Raw genomic sequence first — 21,137 nt, forward strand, 5'->3', positions numbered from 1 at the left:
AAGAGGTGAACGATTTGTTACAAGGTTGGTTTTTATGGTTTATTTTATTTTGGGTAGTTGTCCTCATTTCATTGATGGCAATTGGCGGCTTTTTCATGTTCCGCAAGTTTTTAAAAGCACTCCCAAAGCAGGATGGAAAGTCTGATTTAGATTGGCAGGAATTTTATTTAGATAAAACAATCCATTTATGGGGACAAGCTGAAAAAGAGTTACTCTATGAGCTTGTAAGCCCTGTCCCAGAGCTCTTTAGACAAGTAGCAAAGGAGAAAATTGCAGGGAAAATTGGCGAGCTCGCTTTAGAGGAAAAAGCACCTGCTATTAATAATGACCTCATCATTCGCGGCTACATCCAAGCAACACCGAAACGCGATCACAAATTTTTACGCAAAAAATTAGAGCAAATGCACATTGACATCGCCCCCTACGAACATTTATTTGAATAAAGAAAGCTACGCTGCACATACGCTTGTGCAGCGTTTTTTTGGGGTTGAACGCGGTTGTTGTTCCTTCGTTTTCTCTGTTACTTTTTTAACGGTGCATCCTTATTTGCGGTTTTATTCGGCACTTTTGCTGTTCTACCCGTCACTTTTGCGGTTCTATCCGTTACTTTGCTGGTTCTATCCGTCACTTTTGCGGTTCTATCCGTCACTTTGCTGGTTCTATCCGTCACTTTTGCAATTCTATCCGTCACTTTGCTGGCTCTATCCGTCACTTTCGCGATTCTATCCGTCACTTTGCTGGCTCTATCCGTCACTCTCGCGGTTCTATCCGTCACTTTCGCGATTCTATCCGTCACTTTGCTGGTTCTATCCGTCACTTTTGCAATGTTATCCGTCACTTTGCTGGCTCTATCCGTCACTTTCGCGGTTCTATCCGTCACTTCGCTCGTTTTATCCACCGCTTTTGCTGTGGCTGCCTCTTTTGATGCTCTATCCGTTACTTTGCTGGTTCTATCCGTCACTCTCGCGATTCTATCCGTCACTTTGCTGGCTCTATCCACCACTCTCGCGGTTCTATCCGTCACTCTCGCGATCCTATCCGTCACTTTGCAATTCTATCCGGCACTTCGCTCGTTTTATCCACCACCTCTGCCGCACCAGCCTCGTTTTTAGCTGCATCCACCTCCAATCCCCCCACCTCTCAACTCAAGGGCATAAAAAAACTACACTAGTTTGAGCACTAGTGCAGTTGGGGAATCGTTTTTTTGATTTTTTTAAACTGGAGTAGCATGGCGATTCGCCAAGGTAGTAACATGGCGAAGGCTAGGATCCAGAACATGCCTGCTAATTCGCCGACATCGATGGAGTTGCTTAAAATTATTTTAGCCACTACTCGGAATATTAATAAACCAAATAATATAAAAACGAATGCTTTTGAACGTTTTAAATAAATATCTCGACCCTTCACTTCGAATTTGGAAGTGGCAATTAAAATGGTCGAGAACACCATTCCTACAGCGGTTGCTTCTAATATTTGCATGGGTGGTACTCGGAATTGTTCAAATAAAAACATGAGCGCACCAGAAGACATCGCGATTGGCGGAATAATAATTTTCTTCTCATTTGTTGGCATTTTGGAAGCTCTCATACGTATGACCATGACAAAGCTACCCATAAGAATGGCCATAATGGTTGACCCAATAACATAATAGTGAGAAGGGATATTGCTTAACATAAAAGATCCTCCTCTAATGTCAAATTAACAATTTTGTCCAAGTAATTGGTCAGCGACGGCTCTTAATCTTTCTGGCTCAAAGGGCTTAGTAATAAAATCTTTTGCCCCACTTTCAATCGCTTCTACAATTAACTTTTGCTGGCCTAGTGCTGTTACCATAATTATTTTTGCATTTGGAAACTCTGGGATAATTTTTTTTACTGCCGCAATACCAGTCATAACGGGCATCGTTACATCCATTGTTACTAAATCTGGTTGTAACTCTCGATACATAGCCACAGCTTCTTTACCATTTGCTGCCTTACCTACTACCTCGTAACCCCATTCTGAAAACATATTACTGATTGCAACACGCATAAATAGCGTATCATCCACTACTAAAACTGTAGGCACATGTTCATCTCCCTCCACGTTAAAGTACGGTATGCCTCTTTAGTGTATCAAATTAAAAGCCTGTAAATCCACCGAAAATAGGCTGTAATATACGAGTAATATACGTTAATCCATCAAAGAATAACAAAATACCCACGGCAATCATTATATAACCACCGATTTTCACGATTTTTTGGCTGTGTGTGCGAATCCATGTCATACGTGAAATAAAGAATGATAACACAAAGAATGGAATCGCGAACCCTAAATAATAGGCGAACATATAGCTAAAGCCCGCTCCTGGGTTTGTACTAGCCAACATTATAATAGAAGCTAAAATTGGTCCTGTACATGGTGTCCATCCTGCCGCAAAGGCAATACCAATTAAAACGGATCCCAAATAGCCAGATGGTCGATTTTTAAATTGAAACTTTCGATCCTTCATGAGGAAATCAATTTGTAGTAATCCTACAATCATTAAACCAAATACTACGATTAAAATGGCACCAACCTGACGTAGTAAAGTTTGATAGTTCAGGAAAAACTCTGCCGCATATGAGGCACTTAGTCCAATTATGATAAAAATAATTGAAAATCCTAGTAAAAAGAATAGTGTGTGGAAAATGGCACGCTTTTGTAGCATCCCTTTTTCTGATTTTAGCTCATCTAATGTCATACCCGTTATGTACGATAAAAATGCTGGATACAATGGGAGGGTACATGGTGAAATAAAACTTAAAAACCCTGCACCAAAAGCTAAAAATACGTTAATATCTGATCCCATATTTTCGATCGCTCCTTACAGTTACTGCATCCATCGTACCAAAAAACATGATAAATTGCGCCCTTCCTGATTGTGAACGTTTCATGGCAAAATGATGAGATTTCTGAAAAGTCCCTCTCATCCATGTAGAACACTTAATAAGCTACTTCTGCATTATGCGCCCCTGTTGATTTTCTGTCAACAAAATTCGCCATTATTCTACACTATCAAATAAGCTGGCTAATCTCATTTAAAATGAGCTTTGCACTCACTTTTAAACACGATATATGGTTAATTAGTGAGTGATTCACTAATCTTCATGTATACTATTCATAACAAACTCTCATTTGATTGAAAAAAAGAGGTGTAGCTCCTTGGAATTAAGAAAAATTAAACCTAAAAAAATCTATGAAGAAGTGTCCGAAATTTTGCATGAGAAAATAAGAGCGGGTGTTTTAAAGCCTGGTGATCGACTGGACTCGGTGGAACAGCTTGCTGAACAATTACAAGTTAGCCGTTCTGCTGTGCGAGAGGCGCTGTCTGCTTTAAAGGCAATGGGATTGATTGAAATCAAACAAGGCTCTGGGACTTTTGTCAAAAGTGTGCCTCCAAATCGACTGGATTTTCCATTATCTACAGCCATGTTATCGAATAAACTTGATATTGCCCGTTTATTAGAGGTGCGCAAGATCATTGAAGTAGGCGCAGCCGCAAGTGCCGCCATCAACCGTACGGAACAGGATATTCAAGCAATGGTTCAAATTTTAGAGGACATGAAGCAAGCCCATGGAGATGGTGAGCTTGGTGAAAAGGTGGATTATCAATTTCATGTGGCGATTGCGACTGCCTCCCAAAATCCCCTACTTGCTACGATTCTAGATCAAATTTCTGGCCTGATGATTGACACGATGAAAGAAACACGCCGCATTTGGTTGTACTCTAAAAAAACAACGAGCGAGCAACTATATGAGGAACATATGAAAATCTTCCTTGCGATTCAGCAGCAAAATGAAGAATCAGCTAAGCAGGCGATGACCCTTCATTTAAGCAATGTTGAAAAGGTTCTATTGCAGTATTATGAAACAACCGACTCTCATCCACTTTAAAACAGCCTAGCTCTCGACTAGGTTGTTTTATTTTTTCTGAAAATTCCATCAAAACATCTTCTTTCTTAGAAAAATTTGTAGTATGATACTAATAGTGTAAGTCATCTGATGACCTGTTGTTTATAAAAAGGAGCGATGCATATGAAAGTAACTCTCTTTGCTACTTGCCTTGTGGATTTGTTTCAGGGAGATGTAGGGAAAGCCGTAGTGGAAGTATTAGAAAGACTTGGCTGTGAAATTGATTTTCCTGAGGCACAAATTTGCTGTGGACAGCCTGCTTATAATAGTGGTTATGTGAAAGAATCGAAAAAGGCGATGAAAAGAATGATCACTGCCTTCGAGCATGCCGAATACGTCGTCTCCCCCTCTGGTTCTTGTGCTTATATGTTTAAGGAATATCCAGAGGTTTTTAAAGGGGATCCTCTATGGGAATCAAAAGCAAAGGCATTGGCAGCCAAAACATATGAGTTTACTGAATTTATTGTCAACGTATTAAAGATAGAGGATGTTGGAGCACATTTAGAGGGCAAAGCTACTTACCATACTTCCTGCCATATGACTCGCCTCCTCGGTGTGACTGAGGCACCATTGAAGTTATTACAAAACGTCGATGGTTTACAGTATGTGGAGCTTCAAGGAAAAGATAGGTGCTGCGGGTTTGGTGGCACATTCTCTGTTAAAATGGGCAATATTTCTGGCGAAATGGTTCATGAAAAGGTCCACCATGTAGAGGAAACAGGGGCGGATTATTTAATTGGTGCAGATGCTGGCTGTTTAATTAATATTGGTGGTCGTATTCATCGCCAAGGTAAACGGATTAAAGTGATGCATATTGCAGAGGTCTTAAATTGCCGATAAGAGGGGGAAACATTAATGGCCATGAAAACTAGTAATGATCGCTTTTCGGACCGTGTCACAAAAGAGCTTGACAATCCATTTATGCGTAGTGCTGTTTCTAGTGCTCAGGAGCGCTTTCAAACTCGTCGTCTACAGCAAACTCTGGAACTTGGAGATTGGGAAGAATGGCGTTCACATGGAGAGGAAATACGTAAACATGTTTTAGAAAACCTAGATTATTATCTATACCAATTAAGTGAAAATATTGCCAAAAGAGGTGGCCATGTTTTCTTTGCTCAAACTGCACAGGAAGCGACAGCCTATATTCAAGGTATTGCAAAAAAGAAAAATGCCGCTAAAATTGTTAAATCAAAATCGATGGTGACCGAGGAAATTAACCTGAATGCTGCTTTAGAGGAATTAGGCTGTGAAGTGATAGAAACAGACTTAGGTGAATACATTTTGCAGGTTGCAGATCACGAGCCCCCATCCCATATAGTGGCTCCTGCTCTGCATAAAAACAAAGAGCAAATTCGAGATGTGTTTAAAGAAAAACAAGGCTACACTCAATCGGAAAAGCCGGAGGAGCTTGCTCTTTATGTGCGTGAAAAACTACGCGATGAATATTTAACTGCCGATATTGGTATAACAGGCTGTAATTTTGCCATTGCTGAAAGTGGATCGATTACTCTAGTCACCAATGAAGGTAATGCTGATTTAGTTACGGCTCTACCAAAAACTCAAGTCACTGTTATGGGAATGGAAAGAATTGTTCCTACCTTTGAAGAAATGGAAGTTCTTGTTAGCTTATTAACACGTAGTGCTGTAGGTCAAAAGCTGACAAGCTATATTACTATGCTTACAGGAATTAAAGACGATGGTGATTCAGATGGACCTGAGGAATTCCATTTAGTCATAGTGGATAATGGTCGCTCTGCCATTCTTGGCGGGGAATTTCAGCCTATCTTACAATGCATTCGCTGTGCCGCGTGTGTCAATGTTTGCCCTGTTTATCGTCATGTCGGTGGGCATACGTATGGCTCTATTTATTCGGGCCCTGTCGGTGTGGTGCTCTCTCCGTTATTAGGAGGCTATGATGATTTTAAAGAGCTCCCCTATGCCTCAACGCTATGTGGTGCCTGTACGGATGCTTGCCCTGTAAAAATTCCATTACATCAGCTTATCCATAGACATCGTCAGGTCATTGTTGAAAATGAAGGCAAAGCACCCGTTTCCGAAAAGCTAGTAATGAAGGCATTTGGCTTAGGGGCTTCTTCCCCTACTTTGTATAAAATGGCTACAAAAATGGTCGCTCCGGCAATGTCTCCATTTACGAAAGACCATACGATTACTAAAGGTCCAGGTCCTTTAAAAGCATGGACTGAAGCACGGGATTTCCCTGCACCGAATAAAAACAGTTTCCGAGATTGGATGAAGCACCGCACAAAAGGAGATGAGGAATCATGACTGATACCATTCAGCATCGAGAGAATTTTTTAGCAAACATTGCACAGCAATTAGGGCGTTCACCTATTACAACGCTTCCACGCCCCACTTGGCAATATCAACCACAAAACCGTATATTAAAAGATGCTACAAAAGACGAATTACTAGAGATTTTCACGAAACAATGCGCCAATATTCATGCGAATATCGTCCTTTCTAATTGTACGAAGCTTTCTCAAGATCTACAATCTGTGGTGGACCATTATGGCGGGCAATCCGTCATTACTTCTAAGGATGAACGATTTCAAGATTACGGACTATCTAAGTTAATGACAGAAACATGGCCACAGTCTAATATTCAACGTTATGAATGGAATTCACAGCAACCAGAGGAAAATATTCAACAGGCTGAAAAAGCAAATATCGGTTTGACCATTAGCGAGGTGACGCTAGCTGAGTCAGGAACGGCTGTCCTTTTTAGCAGTAAAAATCAAGGAAGAAGTATTAGCTTCTTACCTAAAAAATCCATCATTTTAATCCCGAAAAGTACAATTGTTCCACGAATGACACAAGCTGCACAGTGGATTCGTGAAAAAATCAAAAATGGAGAAAAAATTCCTTCTTGTATTAACTTCATTACAGGTCCTAGTAACTCGGCAGATATCGAAATGATCTTAATCGTTGGTGTACATGGCCCCGTTCAAGCCACCTATATCGTCATCGAGGATCGCTAAGCTCTTCTGGAGGTTGCAGTACTCTTATAAAAAGAAAACAGCAAAAGCTATCGTGACGTCACGATAGCTTTTGTCTACAGTCATAAGCACGCATTTATGTTGTGGAGTGAGGCACACTTTTGGTGATGTCTTCTTTTTCATAATACTCCGGATGTGCTTCTTTTAAGATAGAAGTACGTAGCATCACCAGTGAAATGATAATAATAATGGCGCTTGTAACAGGCAATATAATCGTGGCTGGTATAGCATCGTATAATACCCCATACACAACCATACCAATAGGCATCATGGACATTGCCATTGTTTCCATCAGTCCGAAAACGCGTCCGCGGAATTCTTCCGAGATGGTTTTTTGCATATAGACCCCTATTGGCATATTAATACCCATTTCGAAAATGGCGAAAATAAAGTAAATGATTAAATAAAAACTAACAATTGCGATATAGGAAAAATTCGTAACTAAAGGAATGACGGCTAAGGCAAGACTACCTGCCAACAGCAATAAGCTTATTTTTGAGAAACGTAATGGCGCTTTGACTTCTGGTCTTGTCGCAAAATAAAGGGAAGCAATAAGCATACCCGCTGCACCTGATGCCTGAATAAAACCAAAATGCGTTGATTCTACTTTTAGCAATTCAATGATAATAAATGTTCCACCAACAGCAATAGCGGAAAAGAATAGATTAATCCATAATGCCACCCACATGATTGTTTTTATGACTTTACGCTGTTTTATATAATAGAAGCCGCCTTTTAGCCCCTCCCACACCTTCTCCTTCTTTACATCTTCTCCTCTTGTACTATAGAGTTTAAAATCCATTGTTGCCTCTAAGCAAAACGCTATGATATACGCCCCGATATTTACCATTAAAAATACGTCCATATTGAAGAAACCATACATCATACCGCCAATGACAGGTCCCCCAATGGCAGCCACCGACATCGATAATTGATTAAATGACATGGCGCGCTGTAAACGTTCTGGATTAACAAGTGTAGCAATTGCAGATGAAAACGTAACCCCTGAAAATGCGGAACATATCGTATTAAAAACAGTAGCTATGTAAATAGCATAAACAGACATCCCTACCGTTTCTGTATAAATTAGTAATCCCCCTACGGTCAAAATAGTTCCTGCCTGTGCTAATAAAATTGTTCGTTTTTTTGAAAAATTATCCGCTACATAACCAGCCAATGGTGCTACGAGAGCACGAGGTAACACAGAACAAATCATATTGGTCGCAAAGCTCATGGCAGACCCTGTCATGGCTAATATATACAAGCTAAAACCAAACGCCATGACATTTGCCCCTAGCATGGCAATCATTTTACTCGCTGTAAATGTCCATAGATGATAGGTCGCCTTTTTTAATTTTTCCGTTTCATTCATCTCAAAACCCCTCCTTTTTTAACTAAATTAAAAAGTTTAATTTGATTAAACAAAATATACCATAGCTCCCCCTTTTCACGCAAGAAAAAGTTTAATATAATTAAACAAAAGGAGGCGAGGCAGTGAACTCTCTAGGCGCACGAATTCGTAAATTAAGGAAAGAACAAAAATTAACATTAGAGGCGCTTGCCGGTGATCGTCTAACAAAAGGAATGCTAAGTCAAATAGAAAATGAAAAGGCCAAGCCCTCTATGGAAAGCCTTGACTATATTGCTGAACGGTTAGGTGTCAAGGCTAGTGAATTACTCGAAGAAGTAACACCTTCATCCATTCGTTCACTTTTAGAGCAGGTTGAAATTTTATTTGCAGAGGTAAAATGGGGAGATATCGTTCGTCATCAAGAAATCGTTGATTTGATAAAACCATCAGTAGAGGGGCTTCCGGATAGCTACGAAGCAGGCCGTTTATTGTATATATATGCTGTCACACAGTATGAAGTGGGATTAGCTTCATGGGAAACATCCCTCCTGCAAGCCCGCACTATCTTTAAGGAAATAAATTTACTTAGCCATTGGTTCAAAACATTTATCCTGCAAATGAACATATTGGCGGAAAAACGTCAATATGACTTGGCCTATGCCTGTATTTTACAGGCGCAAGAAATGATTGAACAAGAGGATTATCAGCTTGATTCTCGTGATGCTTTATTAATGGCTTATTATACAAGCATTTTACAGCTCGCCATCGGAGAACATGAAGAAGGGAAAAAATTAATCAACGAAACCATTGCGAATGCTCATAAAAACCAACTGTTTTATCAAATTGATGATATGTATCGTATTGGTGCCTATTGCGCCATGATTGACCATGACTTTGAACAAGCTGAGCATATGTTTATGAAGCTGGAGCAATATCGGGCATTTGCCGAACGCGCACTAGTGGATGCTTTTATCTATATTTTACGGGCACATTATTATAATAATTACATGTTTAATTATGAGCAGGCGTTAATAGAAATTGAGAGCTTTAATGAGCTCAAGCATGAGGATTTAGAAATTTTGGATTCAAACTATTATTATGCGGAAAAAGGGAAGTCCTTATATTTACTCGGTCGTTATGAGGAGGCAAGGGCTGCATTTGAGCATTTCCAAGCATCACCCATTTTCGTCGTCCATCCATATGATATTTTAGGCTTAAATGAATGCTTTTCCTATAAGGCTCTTTGCTATGCACATTTCGGGGAACTGACAACCGCCTATGATATTGCGAAAATGGCATACAACGATTCACTGGATTTAGTTGATTTGCCTTATAAACGCAAAATCGAAGAAATTTATAGGACGATTAAGGCACAGATTGATTCTACTTCTTAATATGAAAGGGATTGCACCGCTTCGTGCAATCCCTTGTTTTTACTTTTGCTGATCTTCTTTGATTTGCTTATGAATTTTGCGCAATGCTTTTTTGGATCCACGCTCAATGTCATGCTGAAGCTTACGTTCTTGATAGTCGACAAATAAGGTTTCAAGATCATAGCCTTCAGGGTATAATTCGGTTGCTTGTAGCTCTAATGCAAGTCGTTTCACATGAATCTCTAGCATTTGTCCCTTATAGTACACAGTGACATTATAAAACTGATTCATCTCCTGATAAACAAGCCCGACATCATCATGATCCAATAATTTCACACGGTCCCCCTTGGCAAATTCAACGATTGCTGCCCTACTAGCTTTCTCTACTTTCGGCTTACGAATTTTACTTTCCTGCACCCGAGTGAGCTGATAATCCTTATTATCCATATAATCCTGCGCTCGTTGCAAAACCTCTGCACGGACATTCATTTTTTTAGAAATCCAAAGAGCATTACTCTCTCCGGACGTACCAATCATTAACTGATACAAGGGCTCTAATGTTTCACTATTAAATCGCATAGCCGCATTCATAAAGTCTGGATGCATCTCTGAAAATCGTTTAATTTCTCCGTAATGTGTTGTCGCTACAGTCATACAGCCCATTTGATAGAACTCTTCCAAAATCGCAATAGCCAGTGCCGCACCTTCATTCGGCTCAGTACCACTGCCGATCTCATCAAATAATAATAGTGTATGGTTATTGGATGCTCTCATAATGTCGGAGAGATTTTTCATATGGGAGGAAAACGTACTTAGCGCATTTTCCATACTTTGATTGTCACCTATATCGACAAAGATCTGATCGAATATAGCCAATTCAGTGCCCTCATCTGCCACGATATGAAAGCCAGACATTGTCGCCAATGTTAATAAGCCAATTGTTTTCAACACGACTGTTTTCCCGCCTGCGTTTGGTCCAGTAATAATTAGACTCCTATAATCTTTGCCAATCGTAAATTGAAGTGGCACTGCATTTCCCGGTAATAAAGGATGTCTACCATTAATTACTTGGATGAAGCCATAATCATTGAGGCGTGGCTCCATACCGCCAATTTGTTTACTAAATTTTGCTTTAGCAAAAACCATATCATATTGGCTAATCAACTCCATATTAATATGGAGGGCGTGAAGGTGATCCATTAAAAGCCCTGATAAAGATGCTAAAATCTGATACTCCTCAACCGCCTCTTCAGCCTTTAAAGTAGCTAATTCTCCATTTAATTTAGCGACCACACTCGGCTCCATAAAAACAGTTGCACCCTTTGAGGAGATTTCCACTATCGTCCCTTGTACATGATTTTTATAGGAAGACTTAATTGGAATCGTATAGCGTTCATCCTTTTGACTAATAAAAAACTCTTGTATATACGTTTTATTGGCACTGTTGTTCAAAAATTTGGTTAAGCGGTCTTTTATTTTTTCCTCTGTCGTTTCGATATGATGACGAATCCGCTTCAATTCTCGACTAGCAGCTGAATCAACGCGATTGGCTTTAATGGCAAAATTAATTTCTTCTTCTACACTTTTAAATTCAGCCATCGAATTCGCGTAAGATGAAAGAACTGGCGCAAAAAATTCCTTATCCAACATGAATTTTTTAATGTTACGACAGCCTCGTAAAAAATCTGACATGCTGATGAGCTCACTGGGGTCCAAAATCATCCCTTTTGCCAGTTTGGTCATGATATGCTCAATATTGGATACGCCTAAAAATGGGACATGACCCTCCGCATCTACGATTACCCTTGCCTCAGTTGTTTCATTCAAGCGAGTTTTTACAACTGCTAAGTTTGAGCTTGGCATTAATTTATCTAATAATTGTTTGCCCAATCCACTTACACAATAGGATTTAACGATATCTTTTAATTCTTGGTATTGTAACTTCTCTAGCGTAGTAAAATTCATTTGTATATGCTCCTCATTCTGATATTTATCATTCATGAAGATACCTACCCAATATTAGATAGCAATGAAGTGTTAAACAAACTAAAAAAGCTGTGAGGAATCCCCCACAGCTCTATCTTCAAAAGGCGAGTGTTCATAGCACTACAAATAAAACCTCATTTTCAGAAGTTTCATCCATATATGCACCGCTTGATAAAGTATTGTAGGTATCTACATAGGTTTTGAAATAAATCCATGACCAAATAAGGGGTCTGTTCATGACATATATCCCCTGTCGCCATATCATTTACTTCATGTAATTTTTACCTAGTTAGAACCTACCGCACTCACAAAAAGCACCTCTCAATTTTTATCATTGTTATCTAATTATTGTCATCATCTTACTATATGCTGACTAAATTGTAAAGGTGCGCTCTCCACGTAGTCCATTGAATCAAAAAAGACTTGTAGAATATTCTACAAGTCTACTGATTTATGATGAGCTTTTCTTGTTTCTATAATCTTGGAGCCTGAGAATAGTAATAATGCTCCCCAAATAATGCTAAATGCTAAAAGCTCTATCTGACTAAATGGCTCTTTATACAGGACGATACCTAAAATCAATACAATAGTTGGTGAAACATATTGAATAAAGCCCAATAAATACAATGGAATATTTTGTGCACCTTTTGCAAATAGGATGAGTGGTACAGCTGTTACTAAACCACTGAAAATCATCAAGATATCTGTTTTTACGTCAACATGTAAAAACGAAGCTTGATGGGTTGTAAATAGATACACATAATAGCCTAAAGCAAATGGTAGGATTAATAATGTTTCAATAGCTAATCCTCTCGTCGCATCCAGTGTAATTTTCTTTTTCAATACGCCGTATATCGCAAAAGATAGCGCAATCAATAGTGCTACCCATGGTACAGAGCCATAATTGATCGTTAAAATAATAACAGCCATAAAGGCAATTCCTGTCGCTACCCATTGTGCGCGACTCAACGATTCTTTAAAGAAAATCACGCCAAAAATAACAGACAAGAGCGGATTAATATAATAGCCTAAGCTTGTCTCAATTAAATGGTTATGGGTTACTGCCCAAATATACAAGTACCAGTTCATTGAAATAACGAAGGAGGCACCCGCAAGCTGCCAGAAATGCTTTTGATGTGACCATAAATATTTTAAGTCCGCGATAAGGTCTTTACGCATTCGAAATACGATGACAGCCAGTACAGTAAAGACAAACGACCAAATCACTCGGGATAATAAAATCTCCATGCTTGGTACATGTTCAAGTAGTTTCCAATAGAGAGGAAAGGCACCCCAGAAGGCATAGGCAAAAAATGCCGCCAAAACCCCTTTTTTCTCATTTGACATTGCCACTAACGCTCCCTACTCACAGTGAAATCAATTATGACCTCACATAATATTAAACTAGTTAAAGAATAGACTCATTATAGGGCTTTGAGTGGCAACTGTAAATGCCAAATTTCTTTACTTCTTAGATCAACGTCCACCCTTCTGCTCTGATTCTAGCTCGGAGATATATTTGCGCACTGTACTATAGCTAATATCTGGATTGATTTGGCGTTTGATGCGAATATGGATTTCCTTTATACCAACCCCTTGCTCTCGCATATTTCGAATCATCGACTTAAGCGGTCCCGTTAATGACTCTCTCGACAAGGACGTATATTTACTCAGTTCAATTAATAGCTCCGTATTTTGTTGTCGGAGCACCTGCATTTCCTCTACTACACAATTATATTCCGTTACTTTTTTTTGAAGGACAATGTTTTGCTGCTTAGATTTTTGCAAGTCCTCTGTCAGTACTGCATTTTGTTTTTTTAATGTTTTTCGTTCTTGTTCTATCCCATTTTGCTTATGATCTAAATCTGTATGTCTCGCAGTATACACTTTTTCCTTATGCAATAACTCTAAATAACGGCTTTGTGGAATAAGCATTAAAGTTTCAGCTGCGGTAAGAGCAAGCGTTCCATCTTCAAAAGGCTCATACGACAATGTAGAGGATTTTATTTTATTGGTCATCATTTCACTCCTCCACGAATGATTTCATGTATTCGTATTGCTTTGTATAACATCTGTTCGCTTCCTTTATCATTTGATAATCATTCTCATTTAATTTTATCATAATCAGTATTTTCCTTTTTGTCAAAGAACATTTAACGCATACAAAATAAAAAAAAGCTTCTTGCAAAAATTTCTACAAGAAGCTTCAAGTATTACATTTTTTTCAATTTTTCATATTCTAATTGCAAACGTTCAATTCGTTTACGACCTTCTTCACGACTTCTAGCTGTTTCAGCTTGAATTTGCTTCGTTTCTTGAATACCAGACATAATCGTTTGCCATGTTGTTTCAATTGTCTCAATTTTAATGCTCGGGCTACCTGCTGCACGTGCAATATTAACGCTGTTTTTACTAATATTTTCAGCATTGCGCACAAGCATTTCATTCGTACGACGATCTAGCTCACTCATAGAATCGGAAATAAGCTTTTGACGCTTTAAAGTAACGGCATGAATTAAACCCTGCTTGAAAATAGGGATTGTCGTCACAAAGGCTGAATTAATCTTCGCAATTAAATGGTTATTCCCTTGCTGCATTAAACGGATTTGAGGTGCAGATTGGAAGGATACTTGCTGCGCCATTTCTAAATCATAGCGACGTTGCTCTAATAATTCCACAGCACGTAGCATTGTTTCATATTCCATTGCTGCTAATTGATCGCCCGTCTGAGCCTTTTGTTCAAGGGCTGGTAATGTTGAACGAACATCTTCTATCTTTACTTCAATCGCAGCGACAAATTTACTTAAAGATTGGAAGTAATCTAAATTTTGATCGTATAGATTCTCAAGGTCAATTGTATTACGCTTCATTTCACCCTCATATTTTTGAATTTCGCGGTATATGACATCCACTTCCTTATTCATGCTGTCATATTTAGATAGAAATTTTTCCAATTGCTCTTTTCCCTTATTAAAGAGCTTGGAGATGAAGCCACCCTTTTTCTCCTCCGAGAAATCTTGAGGATCAAATTTATCCATAATTTTATTGAGATTATTTAATAGGACACTCGATTCTTCTAGTTTGCTGGCCTTCATTGTAGCTAGCATTTTATCTGAAAAAGTAGAAATGCCACTTGCTGTTTCTTTCCCAAGCTCTAGCATGGCAATTTGATCTTTAACGTCAATTCGTTGAGCAAGCGCATGAACCTCTGGATCTTTCTTTAACATAAGTTGGTTTTGCGCAATTTGTGATAGCTCTTGCTCAGATACAAGTACTGGCTTGTGTTCAGGCTCTTGTTGCATAAGCGGATTAGGTTGTAATAAAGGATTTTCAGTAGCGAATGGGTCCTTGGATTTTAAAAGATCATTGTTGAATTCAGACATACGTTTTACCCCCTGCAATTTATCTCTACAATTTACTTACGATTACTTTGGAAAAAGGTTTCATTTCTAATAGCAAGACAAAACCAATTTCAAGCTCTTTTCTAAATTATAGCTTCTTTCTAAACAAAATTCGACTGATTACGCAAATTCCTTTACATTGTTTTCTAACGCTGGCATGAAACAACCAAAAAGCAGCTACATCATCGTGTAGCTGCTTATCATTTAAGTGGTTACCTTTAAAACTGTTTTAATTTTTTGAATGACCCCGCCTGAGCTATATGTCAGCACACTACGTTTATAGAACGATAAGCTAAATAGGTACACGACTATAATCGTTGCGATTAAAATACCTAAAGATAGTAATGGAACTATCCCTCCGATATCTGTAGCACCTATCCTCATAGGCATGATCATTCCTGATGTTAACGGGATATAAGAGAATATTTTAATGATGATTGTATCTGGATTACCCATCCCTGTTAGCATCACATAGAAGCCGATAATCGTAATAATCATGGCAGGCATTAATACCTGACCTGCTTCTTCTACTTTCGAAACTAATGAGCCAAATAATGCGCCAATGATAAGATACAGGATAACCGTTAGCAATAGGAATACGATAGCATAGATAACATAGCCAACAGACAGTTCTTTGACAATGCTAGCAGCCGCATCCCAAACGATACCGCCTTTTACGAGCTTAGCATAAATCAGGAATACTGCTGCAAGAATGCCCATCTGCGTTAAAGCAAGAAGTAATACACCTGCAATTTTTGCTTTAAAATGAGTAGTTGGTTTAACACTTACTAAAAGCATTTCCATTGCTCTTGAACCCTTTTCAGAGGCAATTTCAGTCGTAATCATAGATAGGAATGTAGAAATAAAGAAATAAATTAAAATTCCAACTGCATAGGAAACGACTAAGCCTGATTGCTTTTCTTCCTCGCTTTTTCCACCCGTTGATTCCTCATTTAAGTTTTTAGTGGAAATCGTAGTTTGAGCGGCCATAATTTGTGCTGCCTGTTCAGGCGAAAGGGATAATTGCTGTACGGCATAGTGCTGACCAGCATATTGTAATAAGGATGACAATGACGATTGATCGTTTAATTTCAGAGGCGTAAACGTAGCAATTTCTGCTTGTAGCTGACCACCTTGATCGTTAATCGTCACAATGGCATCTAGTTTGCCGTCCTTCACTTTTTTTTCAAGTGTCGGTCTATCCTTTTCATCTTGGATAAAAGCCATATCCCCATTGGAAACAAAGATACCACTTAAATCAGCAGATGTTTCATTAATTATGGCAATTTGCTGTGCTTCATCATCACCTGTAAATAGTTCCTTAATTTCGGACCAGAAAACAGCTACAGACATGACAAGTACATATAAACATGTCATTAAAATAAAGGATTTTGATTTTATTTTTGATTTATATAATTGCTTCATCAATAAATTAAACTTCGACAACATTGCCACCTACCTTATCTTTAAAGATTTCATCTAATGATAAATAATCCAGGCTGAATTTTTCAATATACTTCCCATTGGAAAGCTGCTCAAAAATACTTTGGGCAAAGCTTTCATCCACTAATGTAAGAACTGTTTGTTCCTTCTCAACACGTACATCCTTGACGCCTTCTAACGCCAATAGTTGTGTTGTTGACCAATCTGTCCGTACTGCCAGCTTTGTTTTGCCATATTGTTTCTTTAAATCTAGTAGACTACCAGAAAATAAAGAAACACCTCTTTTTAATAGGCATAAGTGATCACAAAGTTCCTCCACATTATCCATTTGGTGACTAGAGAACAAAATTGTTGTACCCTGCTCCTTTAAAAGTAGAATGGCATCCTTCAGTAAGTCCTTATTAACCGGATCCAATCCACTAAACGGTTCATCCAAAATCAAAAATTCAGGTTTATGGATAAAACTGGCAATAAGCTGTACTTTTTGCTGGTTCCCCTTTGATAGAGTTTCAGCCTTATCTTTTCGTTTTTCTTCCAGCTCAAAACGTTGAATCCAGAAATCAATCTCCCTTTTCAGCTCTGCTTTTTTCATGCCACGTAGCTCTCCAAAAAAGTACAATTGCTCCTCGACTTTCATCGTTGGGAAAATACCACGTTCCTCAGGTAAATATCCTAGGACATCTCGGTTAATCGCATTAACAGGCTGACCATTCCATGTAATTGTACCTGCCGTTGTCTCCTGTAAATCTAAAATCATACGGAAAGTAGTTGTTTTCCCCGCACCATTTTGACCAATCAGACCAAAAATTTCACCTTTTTCAATTGTAAAATTCAGTCCATCTACAGCCGTAAAATCCTTATACTTCTTCGTGACATGCTGTAACTGTAAAGTCATGTTGTCACCCTCCCTATCCTTCGAATATATGTAAATTTTCTTTCAATCTTTTTTTACGGTTTTCATTTTTAAATATAGAGATACACACCATTATGGATACAATAAAATTTACACATCCTACACTAGTGTTGACGATTGTTACAGAAGGTCCCCACGCTCCGATCGAAAAATTATAAAGCCCAGCCACTACATTAAATAGCAACAGTACAATAAAAATACGATTCATCGACTTTATATAGCTAATTTTAGAGGTAGTATCCGAGAATAATTCAAATGGCCCTTCTGCCTTTGGTTTTCGATAATACGCCCAAACACCGAATTTGTGCACACATTCTATATTCATCGCCGCTAGAAACTCAAAATAGTCCTTCGACTTGCTATTCACAAATTCATTCCGATAAATATATTGTTGTGGTGTTCCTTTTTCAAAAATAAAATAACCTACAACTGCTTTTTTTAAATTCCACCCCCGGTCTGCCATTTCATTGACCCACCGTTCTTCCTTTTCATAATCAATAAAAAAACGGTATATTCTTTTTTCCATCCTTTCACCCCTACTAGATATTTGCTATTTTCTGATTTCCCAGAAAATAATGAACGTCCACTAATCTGAAAATATATTTAACTCCTTCTTCAATCGATTGCGGTCTCGTCTAAGCCTATATAATGGGAAAGAGAACAAGATGACTATAATTAGATGTAAGCTATGTAAAATAAACCCTATCCAATTCGTCATTTCATGAGAAAAATCGCCGATCAAGCCTGAAATACCAAAATATAAATTAAGTAGAATAAGAAAGAAAAAGAGTGCCATCTTTTTTGACAGGCTACCTATTTTAGTTTTTTTATCCGTATAAAGCTCAAACGGACCTCCCTGGGAAGATTTTCTAAAAAACACAAAATTACCAGAGCGATCAACTTGCTCAATGCCTGAACTTTTTAAAAATGCTAGATAGTCCTCTTCGTAGTGAGTGCCAAATCGCTCTAATTCATCATGGCGATAAATATAGCTGCCTGCTTCTCCACGTTCAAACGTAAAACGAATCCATGTAAACTTTTTCAGATGCCAGCCCTGACAAGCCATGTTATTGACCCAATTTTCAATTGCATATGGATTGATCATCAAACGATATTTATGCATTTTATTCAACTCCTCTCGTTATACGGATACCATTGTCAAAAAGTTCCCTTAATCTCAAAATTTCATATTCAACTATCTTTTCCCCAGTTTCTGTAATTACATATTCTTTCTTACGACCATCCTCGTCGAGTGCCTCAATCCAGCCTCGTTCAAGCAAAGTTTTAATGGCCCCATAAATGGTACCTGCGCCTAACCGTACTCGCCCACTACTCATTTCCTCTACTAATTGCATGATGCCATAACCATGTCTAGGCTCATACAATGCTAATAAAATATAATATACGCCTTCAGTTAACGGCGGATGCTCCTGTGTCATACAATCCCCCTTTATATCGTCCATCAATATATCGTCAGCCGATATATCTAAAATATATCAGCTGCCGATATAGTTGTCAATGTTCTTGTTGCTGATTATTTCCTTGAAACAAATTATTTTGTTGCAGAGAATTATGCACTATGCTAGCATGTAAGTGATTACTTGCATGAAAGGAAGTTTAGGATTGACAACAAAGGGAACCGCAGAACGAATCATCGAAGCTGCTCTACAATTGATTAGTGAAAAGGGCTATACTGCCGCCACAACGAAAACGATTGCTGAATTAGCTGGCGTCAATGAAGTTACACTTTTCCGCCATTTTGGCAATAAGCGTGGCCTCCTGAAAGCCATAGTTGAACAATTTTCGTATTATCCCCTTTTACAACAGGAAATCCATCAAAATGTTACGTGGGATTTAGAAAAAGATTTATTAAACTTCTCATTAAAGCATTTTGAGTTTTTAATGTCGATTAAAGACTTGGTGATGATTGGCTTTAAGGAGTCCATTCAGTTTCCTGAAATCAGTGAGGAAATTGCAAATATTCCTCTTCTAATCAAAAAGGAACTATGCCAATACTTCAAAGAAATGCAACAACGAGGGAAGATAAGAGAGGTTGATTTTGAAGCTGCAGCATTATCATTAATTGCGCTTAACTTTGGTCATTTTATGTCACGTGCACGTCTTGGTACCATGGTGTCTGACATACCAACCGAAGAGCTATTACAGACAAGTGTTGCTATTTTTTCTAGGGGACTCGTTTCCTAGAAAAAATTTTTCCTTTCAATGCAAGTAAGTACTTACTTTATTAGGAGGTTTAAATATGAGAGGTTTACAAACTTTATTGAGAATTCGAGAAACCTATATTGGTATTGTTGCTGCAATTGCCTTTCAATTAATTTTCTTTACTATTTGGATGACAGCCTATGACGGTGTCAATGAGCGAGCTGATCAATTATCGATAGGCTTGTTGACGGAAGATACAGAAATGGGGACGCAAATAATAAAAGACATGAAGGACAATATTCCCTTTACGCTTAAAGAATATTCCACTAAAAAGGATGCCGAGCAAGCACTCAATGAACGCCAAATTAATATGATTATGCAAATTCCAGCAAATTTTACGAAGCAGCTTCAGACAGGAGAAAAAGTAGAAATCATTTATTCGATTAATCAGGCCAATGCTAGTGTTGCGAAAAACATGATGGATGGTGTAGCTAAGCAATTAACAGAAGAAATGAACCAAATGCTCTACCCATTACAACAAAATCAGGCGATCAAGGTTTTTTCCCAACAATTTGCCCAGCTTCCATTTGAGCAAAATACCTCACAGCAAATAAACGCATCTGTCCAAACAACCGTGATGACAGTTAAAAATCATGCCGTCGATGCGACCATCGTTAAAACGAATGATGTAGAGGGATTTGCAGCAAACTTTGTTCCACTAATGGTCATCATCTCCTCCTTTGTAGGCGCTATGGTGATGATTATGCAACATCAGCAAGCCGCACAAATGGTACAAAGTAGTGTTTCAAAATGGCCATTATTCGTTGCACGCCAGCTGCTCAATGTTGGAGTCGCTCTCACTTTACCATTCCTTACAATCGGCTTAATGCATCTATTTACTATTTCAAGCAATGAAAGCTTTCTATCCATCTATTTCTTCCAATCTGTGATGTTCCTAGCTTTCCTTTCCCTAGCACAAGTTTTCGTCATTCTCTTTGGCAATATCGGCATGGTCTTCAATATTTGTGCCCTATCCCTCCAATTAGTAACCTCTGGAGTGCTCGTTCCGAAAACCATGCTATCTGAAGGCTATCAGCAATTAGCTGCCATGCTTCCTGCTACTTACGGTGCCGATGGCTATTACACTATTATTTTCGGAGGAAGTGCCGCTAATTTACTACAAAACAGTAGTTCCTTAGCCATCATCATCCTAGTCACTCTCGCAATCGCTACAGTAACCGTAGCAATCAAGCCCGCTCCTGCTCTTACCTCTAGTTAGTTGTATGCTCTAGCCCCTTGCTCTGTTCGTTTGCTGAATGGACGGGGTGGGGCTATCCACTAGTTTGAGCGTTTTTTCCGTAACTATCTCCGCTCTATCCGTCACTTTGAGCGTTCTATCCGTCACTTTCAATGTTCTATCCGTCACTTTGAGCGTTCTATCCGTCACTTTCAATGCTCTATCCGTCACTTTGAGCGTCCTATCCGCCACTTTCCCCGCTCTATCCTCCACTTTCAATGTTCTATCCGTCACTTCGCCCGTTCTATCCACCAATCTCA

Annotated in this window: 24 protein-coding genes; 8 read left to right on the top strand and 16 right to left on the bottom strand. The window is 38.7% G+C overall.

The window, feature by feature from the left end; genetic code table 11:
- Window positions 1–14 precede the first annotated feature (14 nt).
- Window positions 15–443 (top strand): DUF2621 domain-containing protein, encoded by a 429-nt coding sequence (locus tag AC07YC_RS06920; RefSeq protein WP_054610044.1) that lies wholly within the window; start codon window positions 15–17, stop codon window positions 441–443.
- Between the two features lie 77 nt (window positions 444–520).
- Here AC07YC_RS06920 and AC07YC_RS06925 read toward each other — a convergent pair whose 3' ends face one another.
- From AC07YC_RS06925 to AC07YC_RS06940, 4 genes are all read right to left on the bottom strand, one after another.
- Window positions 521–1,045: a hypothetical protein gene (locus AC07YC_RS06925; RefSeq protein WP_494918868.1), complete on the bottom strand. Its 525-nt coding sequence runs from the start codon at window positions 1,043–1,045 to the stop codon at window positions 521–523.
- Window positions 1,046–1,179: 134 nt separating this feature from the next.
- Entirely contained in the window at window positions 1,180–1,674 is a 495-nt protein-coding gene (locus AC07YC_RS06930; protein ID WP_494918869.1) for a CcdC family protein, read from the bottom strand.
- A gap of 24 nt (window positions 1,675–1,698) precedes the next feature.
- Window positions 1,699–2,067, bottom strand: coding sequence for a response regulator (locus tag AC07YC_RS06935; protein WP_025114988.1), 369 nt, complete (start codon window positions 2,065–2,067; stop codon window positions 1,699–1,701).
- A gap of 52 nt (window positions 2,068–2,119) precedes the next feature.
- On the bottom strand, window positions 2,120–2,830 hold the full coding sequence (locus AC07YC_RS06940) for a cytochrome c biogenesis CcdA family protein (protein ID WP_008175625.1): 711 nt from the start codon (window positions 2,828–2,830) through the stop codon (window positions 2,120–2,122).
- Window positions 2,831–3,183: 353 nt separating this feature from the next.
- Between AC07YC_RS06940 and AC07YC_RS06945 the strand changes: the two genes are divergently transcribed.
- From AC07YC_RS06945 to AC07YC_RS06960, 4 genes are all read left to right on the top strand, one after another.
- Complete coding sequence (locus tag AC07YC_RS06945; RefSeq protein WP_036224965.1) at window positions 3,184–3,915, top strand: FadR/GntR family transcriptional regulator; 732 nt, start codon at window positions 3,184–3,186, stop codon at window positions 3,913–3,915.
- A 141-nt stretch (window positions 3,916–4,056) separates the two neighbouring features.
- Window positions 4,057–4,773 (top strand): (Fe-S)-binding protein, encoded by a 717-nt coding sequence (locus AC07YC_RS06950; RefSeq protein ID WP_336636458.1) that lies wholly within the window; start codon window positions 4,057–4,059, stop codon window positions 4,771–4,773.
- Between the two features lie 15 nt (window positions 4,774–4,788).
- Window positions 4,789–6,219: a LutB/LldF family L-lactate oxidation iron-sulfur protein gene (locus AC07YC_RS06955; protein ID WP_494918872.1), complete on the top strand. Its 1,431-nt coding sequence runs from the start codon at window positions 4,789–4,791 to the stop codon at window positions 6,217–6,219.
- Complete coding sequence (locus AC07YC_RS06960) at window positions 6,216–6,932, top strand: LutC/YkgG family protein (protein WP_494918873.1); 717 nt, start codon at window positions 6,216–6,218, stop codon at window positions 6,930–6,932. The genes AC07YC_RS06955 and AC07YC_RS06960 overlap by 4 nt, the downstream gene beginning before the upstream one ends.
- 94 nt (window positions 6,933–7,026) lie before the next feature.
- On the opposite strand, the gene AC07YC_RS06965 is transcribed toward AC07YC_RS06960, so the two are convergent.
- Window positions 7,027–8,322 (bottom strand): MFS transporter, encoded by a 1,296-nt coding sequence (locus tag AC07YC_RS06965; RefSeq protein ID WP_336636461.1) that lies wholly within the window; start codon window positions 8,320–8,322, stop codon window positions 7,027–7,029.
- A 122-nt stretch (window positions 8,323–8,444) separates the two neighbouring features.
- On the opposite strand from AC07YC_RS06965, the gene AC07YC_RS06970 reads away from it, so the two are divergent.
- Window positions 8,445–9,695: a helix-turn-helix domain-containing protein gene (locus AC07YC_RS06970; RefSeq protein ID WP_494918874.1), complete on the top strand. Its 1,251-nt coding sequence runs from the start codon at window positions 8,445–8,447 to the stop codon at window positions 9,693–9,695.
- A gap of 39 nt (window positions 9,696–9,734) precedes the next feature.
- Here AC07YC_RS06970 and AC07YC_RS06975 read toward each other — a convergent pair whose 3' ends face one another.
- The 10 genes from AC07YC_RS06975 to AC07YC_RS07020 form a co-directional block, all read right to left on the bottom strand.
- Entirely contained in the window at window positions 9,735–11,639 is a 1,905-nt protein-coding gene (locus AC07YC_RS06975; RefSeq protein WP_494918875.1) for an endonuclease MutS2, read from the bottom strand.
- Window positions 11,640–11,772: 133 nt separating this feature from the next.
- Window positions 11,773–11,898 (bottom strand): hypothetical protein, encoded by a 126-nt coding sequence (locus tag AC07YC_RS06980; RefSeq protein WP_012293905.1) that lies wholly within the window; start codon window positions 11,896–11,898, stop codon window positions 11,773–11,775.
- A gap of 197 nt (window positions 11,899–12,095) precedes the next feature.
- Window positions 12,096–13,007 carry an EamA family transporter RarD gene (gene rarD, locus AC07YC_RS06985; RefSeq protein WP_336636464.1) on the bottom strand — a complete coding sequence of 304 codons (912 nt, stop codon included), beginning with the start codon at window positions 13,005–13,007 and terminating at the stop codon, window positions 12,096–12,098.
- 129 nt (window positions 13,008–13,136) lie between these two features.
- Window positions 13,137–13,679: a hypothetical protein gene (locus tag AC07YC_RS06990; RefSeq protein WP_494918877.1), complete on the bottom strand. Its 543-nt coding sequence runs from the start codon at window positions 13,677–13,679 to the stop codon at window positions 13,137–13,139.
- A 194-nt stretch (window positions 13,680–13,873) separates the two neighbouring features.
- Window positions 13,874–15,043, bottom strand: coding sequence for a toxic anion resistance protein (locus AC07YC_RS06995; RefSeq protein WP_336636466.1), 1,170 nt, complete (start codon window positions 15,041–15,043; stop codon window positions 13,874–13,876).
- A 222-nt stretch (window positions 15,044–15,265) separates the two neighbouring features.
- Complete coding sequence (locus AC07YC_RS07000) at window positions 15,266–16,486, bottom strand: ABC transporter permease (RefSeq protein WP_255250337.1); 1,221 nt, start codon at window positions 16,484–16,486, stop codon at window positions 15,266–15,268.
- Window positions 16,487–16,493: 7 nt separating this feature from the next.
- Window positions 16,494–17,399 (bottom strand): ABC transporter ATP-binding protein, encoded by a 906-nt coding sequence (locus tag AC07YC_RS07005; RefSeq protein WP_336636467.1) that lies wholly within the window; start codon window positions 17,397–17,399, stop codon window positions 16,494–16,496.
- Window positions 17,400–17,412: 13 nt separating this feature from the next.
- Window positions 17,413–17,943, bottom strand: a complete 531-nt coding sequence (locus AC07YC_RS07010) for a DUF2812 domain-containing protein (protein ID WP_494918878.1) — start codon at window positions 17,941–17,943, stop codon at window positions 17,413–17,415.
- Window positions 17,944–18,003: 60 nt separating this feature from the next.
- Window positions 18,004–18,540, bottom strand: coding sequence for a DUF2812 domain-containing protein (locus AC07YC_RS07015; protein ID WP_336636469.1), 537 nt, complete (start codon window positions 18,538–18,540; stop codon window positions 18,004–18,006).
- 1 nt (window position 18,541) lies between these two features.
- Window positions 18,542–18,856 (bottom strand): PadR family transcriptional regulator, encoded by a 315-nt coding sequence (locus AC07YC_RS07020; RefSeq protein WP_025115003.1) that lies wholly within the window; start codon window positions 18,854–18,856, stop codon window positions 18,542–18,544.
- Window positions 18,857–19,022: 166 nt separating this feature from the next.
- Between AC07YC_RS07020 and AC07YC_RS07025 the strand changes: the two genes are divergently transcribed.
- Both AC07YC_RS07025 and AC07YC_RS07030 read left to right on the top strand, forming a co-directional pair.
- On the top strand, window positions 19,023–19,622 hold the full coding sequence (locus tag AC07YC_RS07025) for a TetR/AcrR family transcriptional regulator (RefSeq protein ID WP_494918879.1): 600 nt from the start codon (window positions 19,023–19,025) through the stop codon (window positions 19,620–19,622).
- A 55-nt stretch (window positions 19,623–19,677) separates the two neighbouring features.
- Window positions 19,678–20,859 carry a YhgE/Pip domain-containing protein gene (locus AC07YC_RS07030; protein WP_494918880.1) on the top strand — a complete coding sequence of 394 codons (1,182 nt, stop codon included), beginning with the start codon at window positions 19,678–19,680 and terminating at the stop codon, window positions 20,857–20,859.
- Between the two features lie 9 nt (window positions 20,860–20,868).
- Here AC07YC_RS07030 and AC07YC_RS07035 read toward each other — a convergent pair whose 3' ends face one another.
- Complete coding sequence (locus tag AC07YC_RS07035; protein WP_494918881.1) at window positions 20,869–21,129, bottom strand: hypothetical protein; 261 nt, start codon at window positions 21,127–21,129, stop codon at window positions 20,869–20,871.
- Between the last annotated feature and the right edge of the window lie 8 nt (window positions 21,130–21,137).

The organism is Lysinibacillus sp. GW247-5R2A, assembly GCF_059424475.1.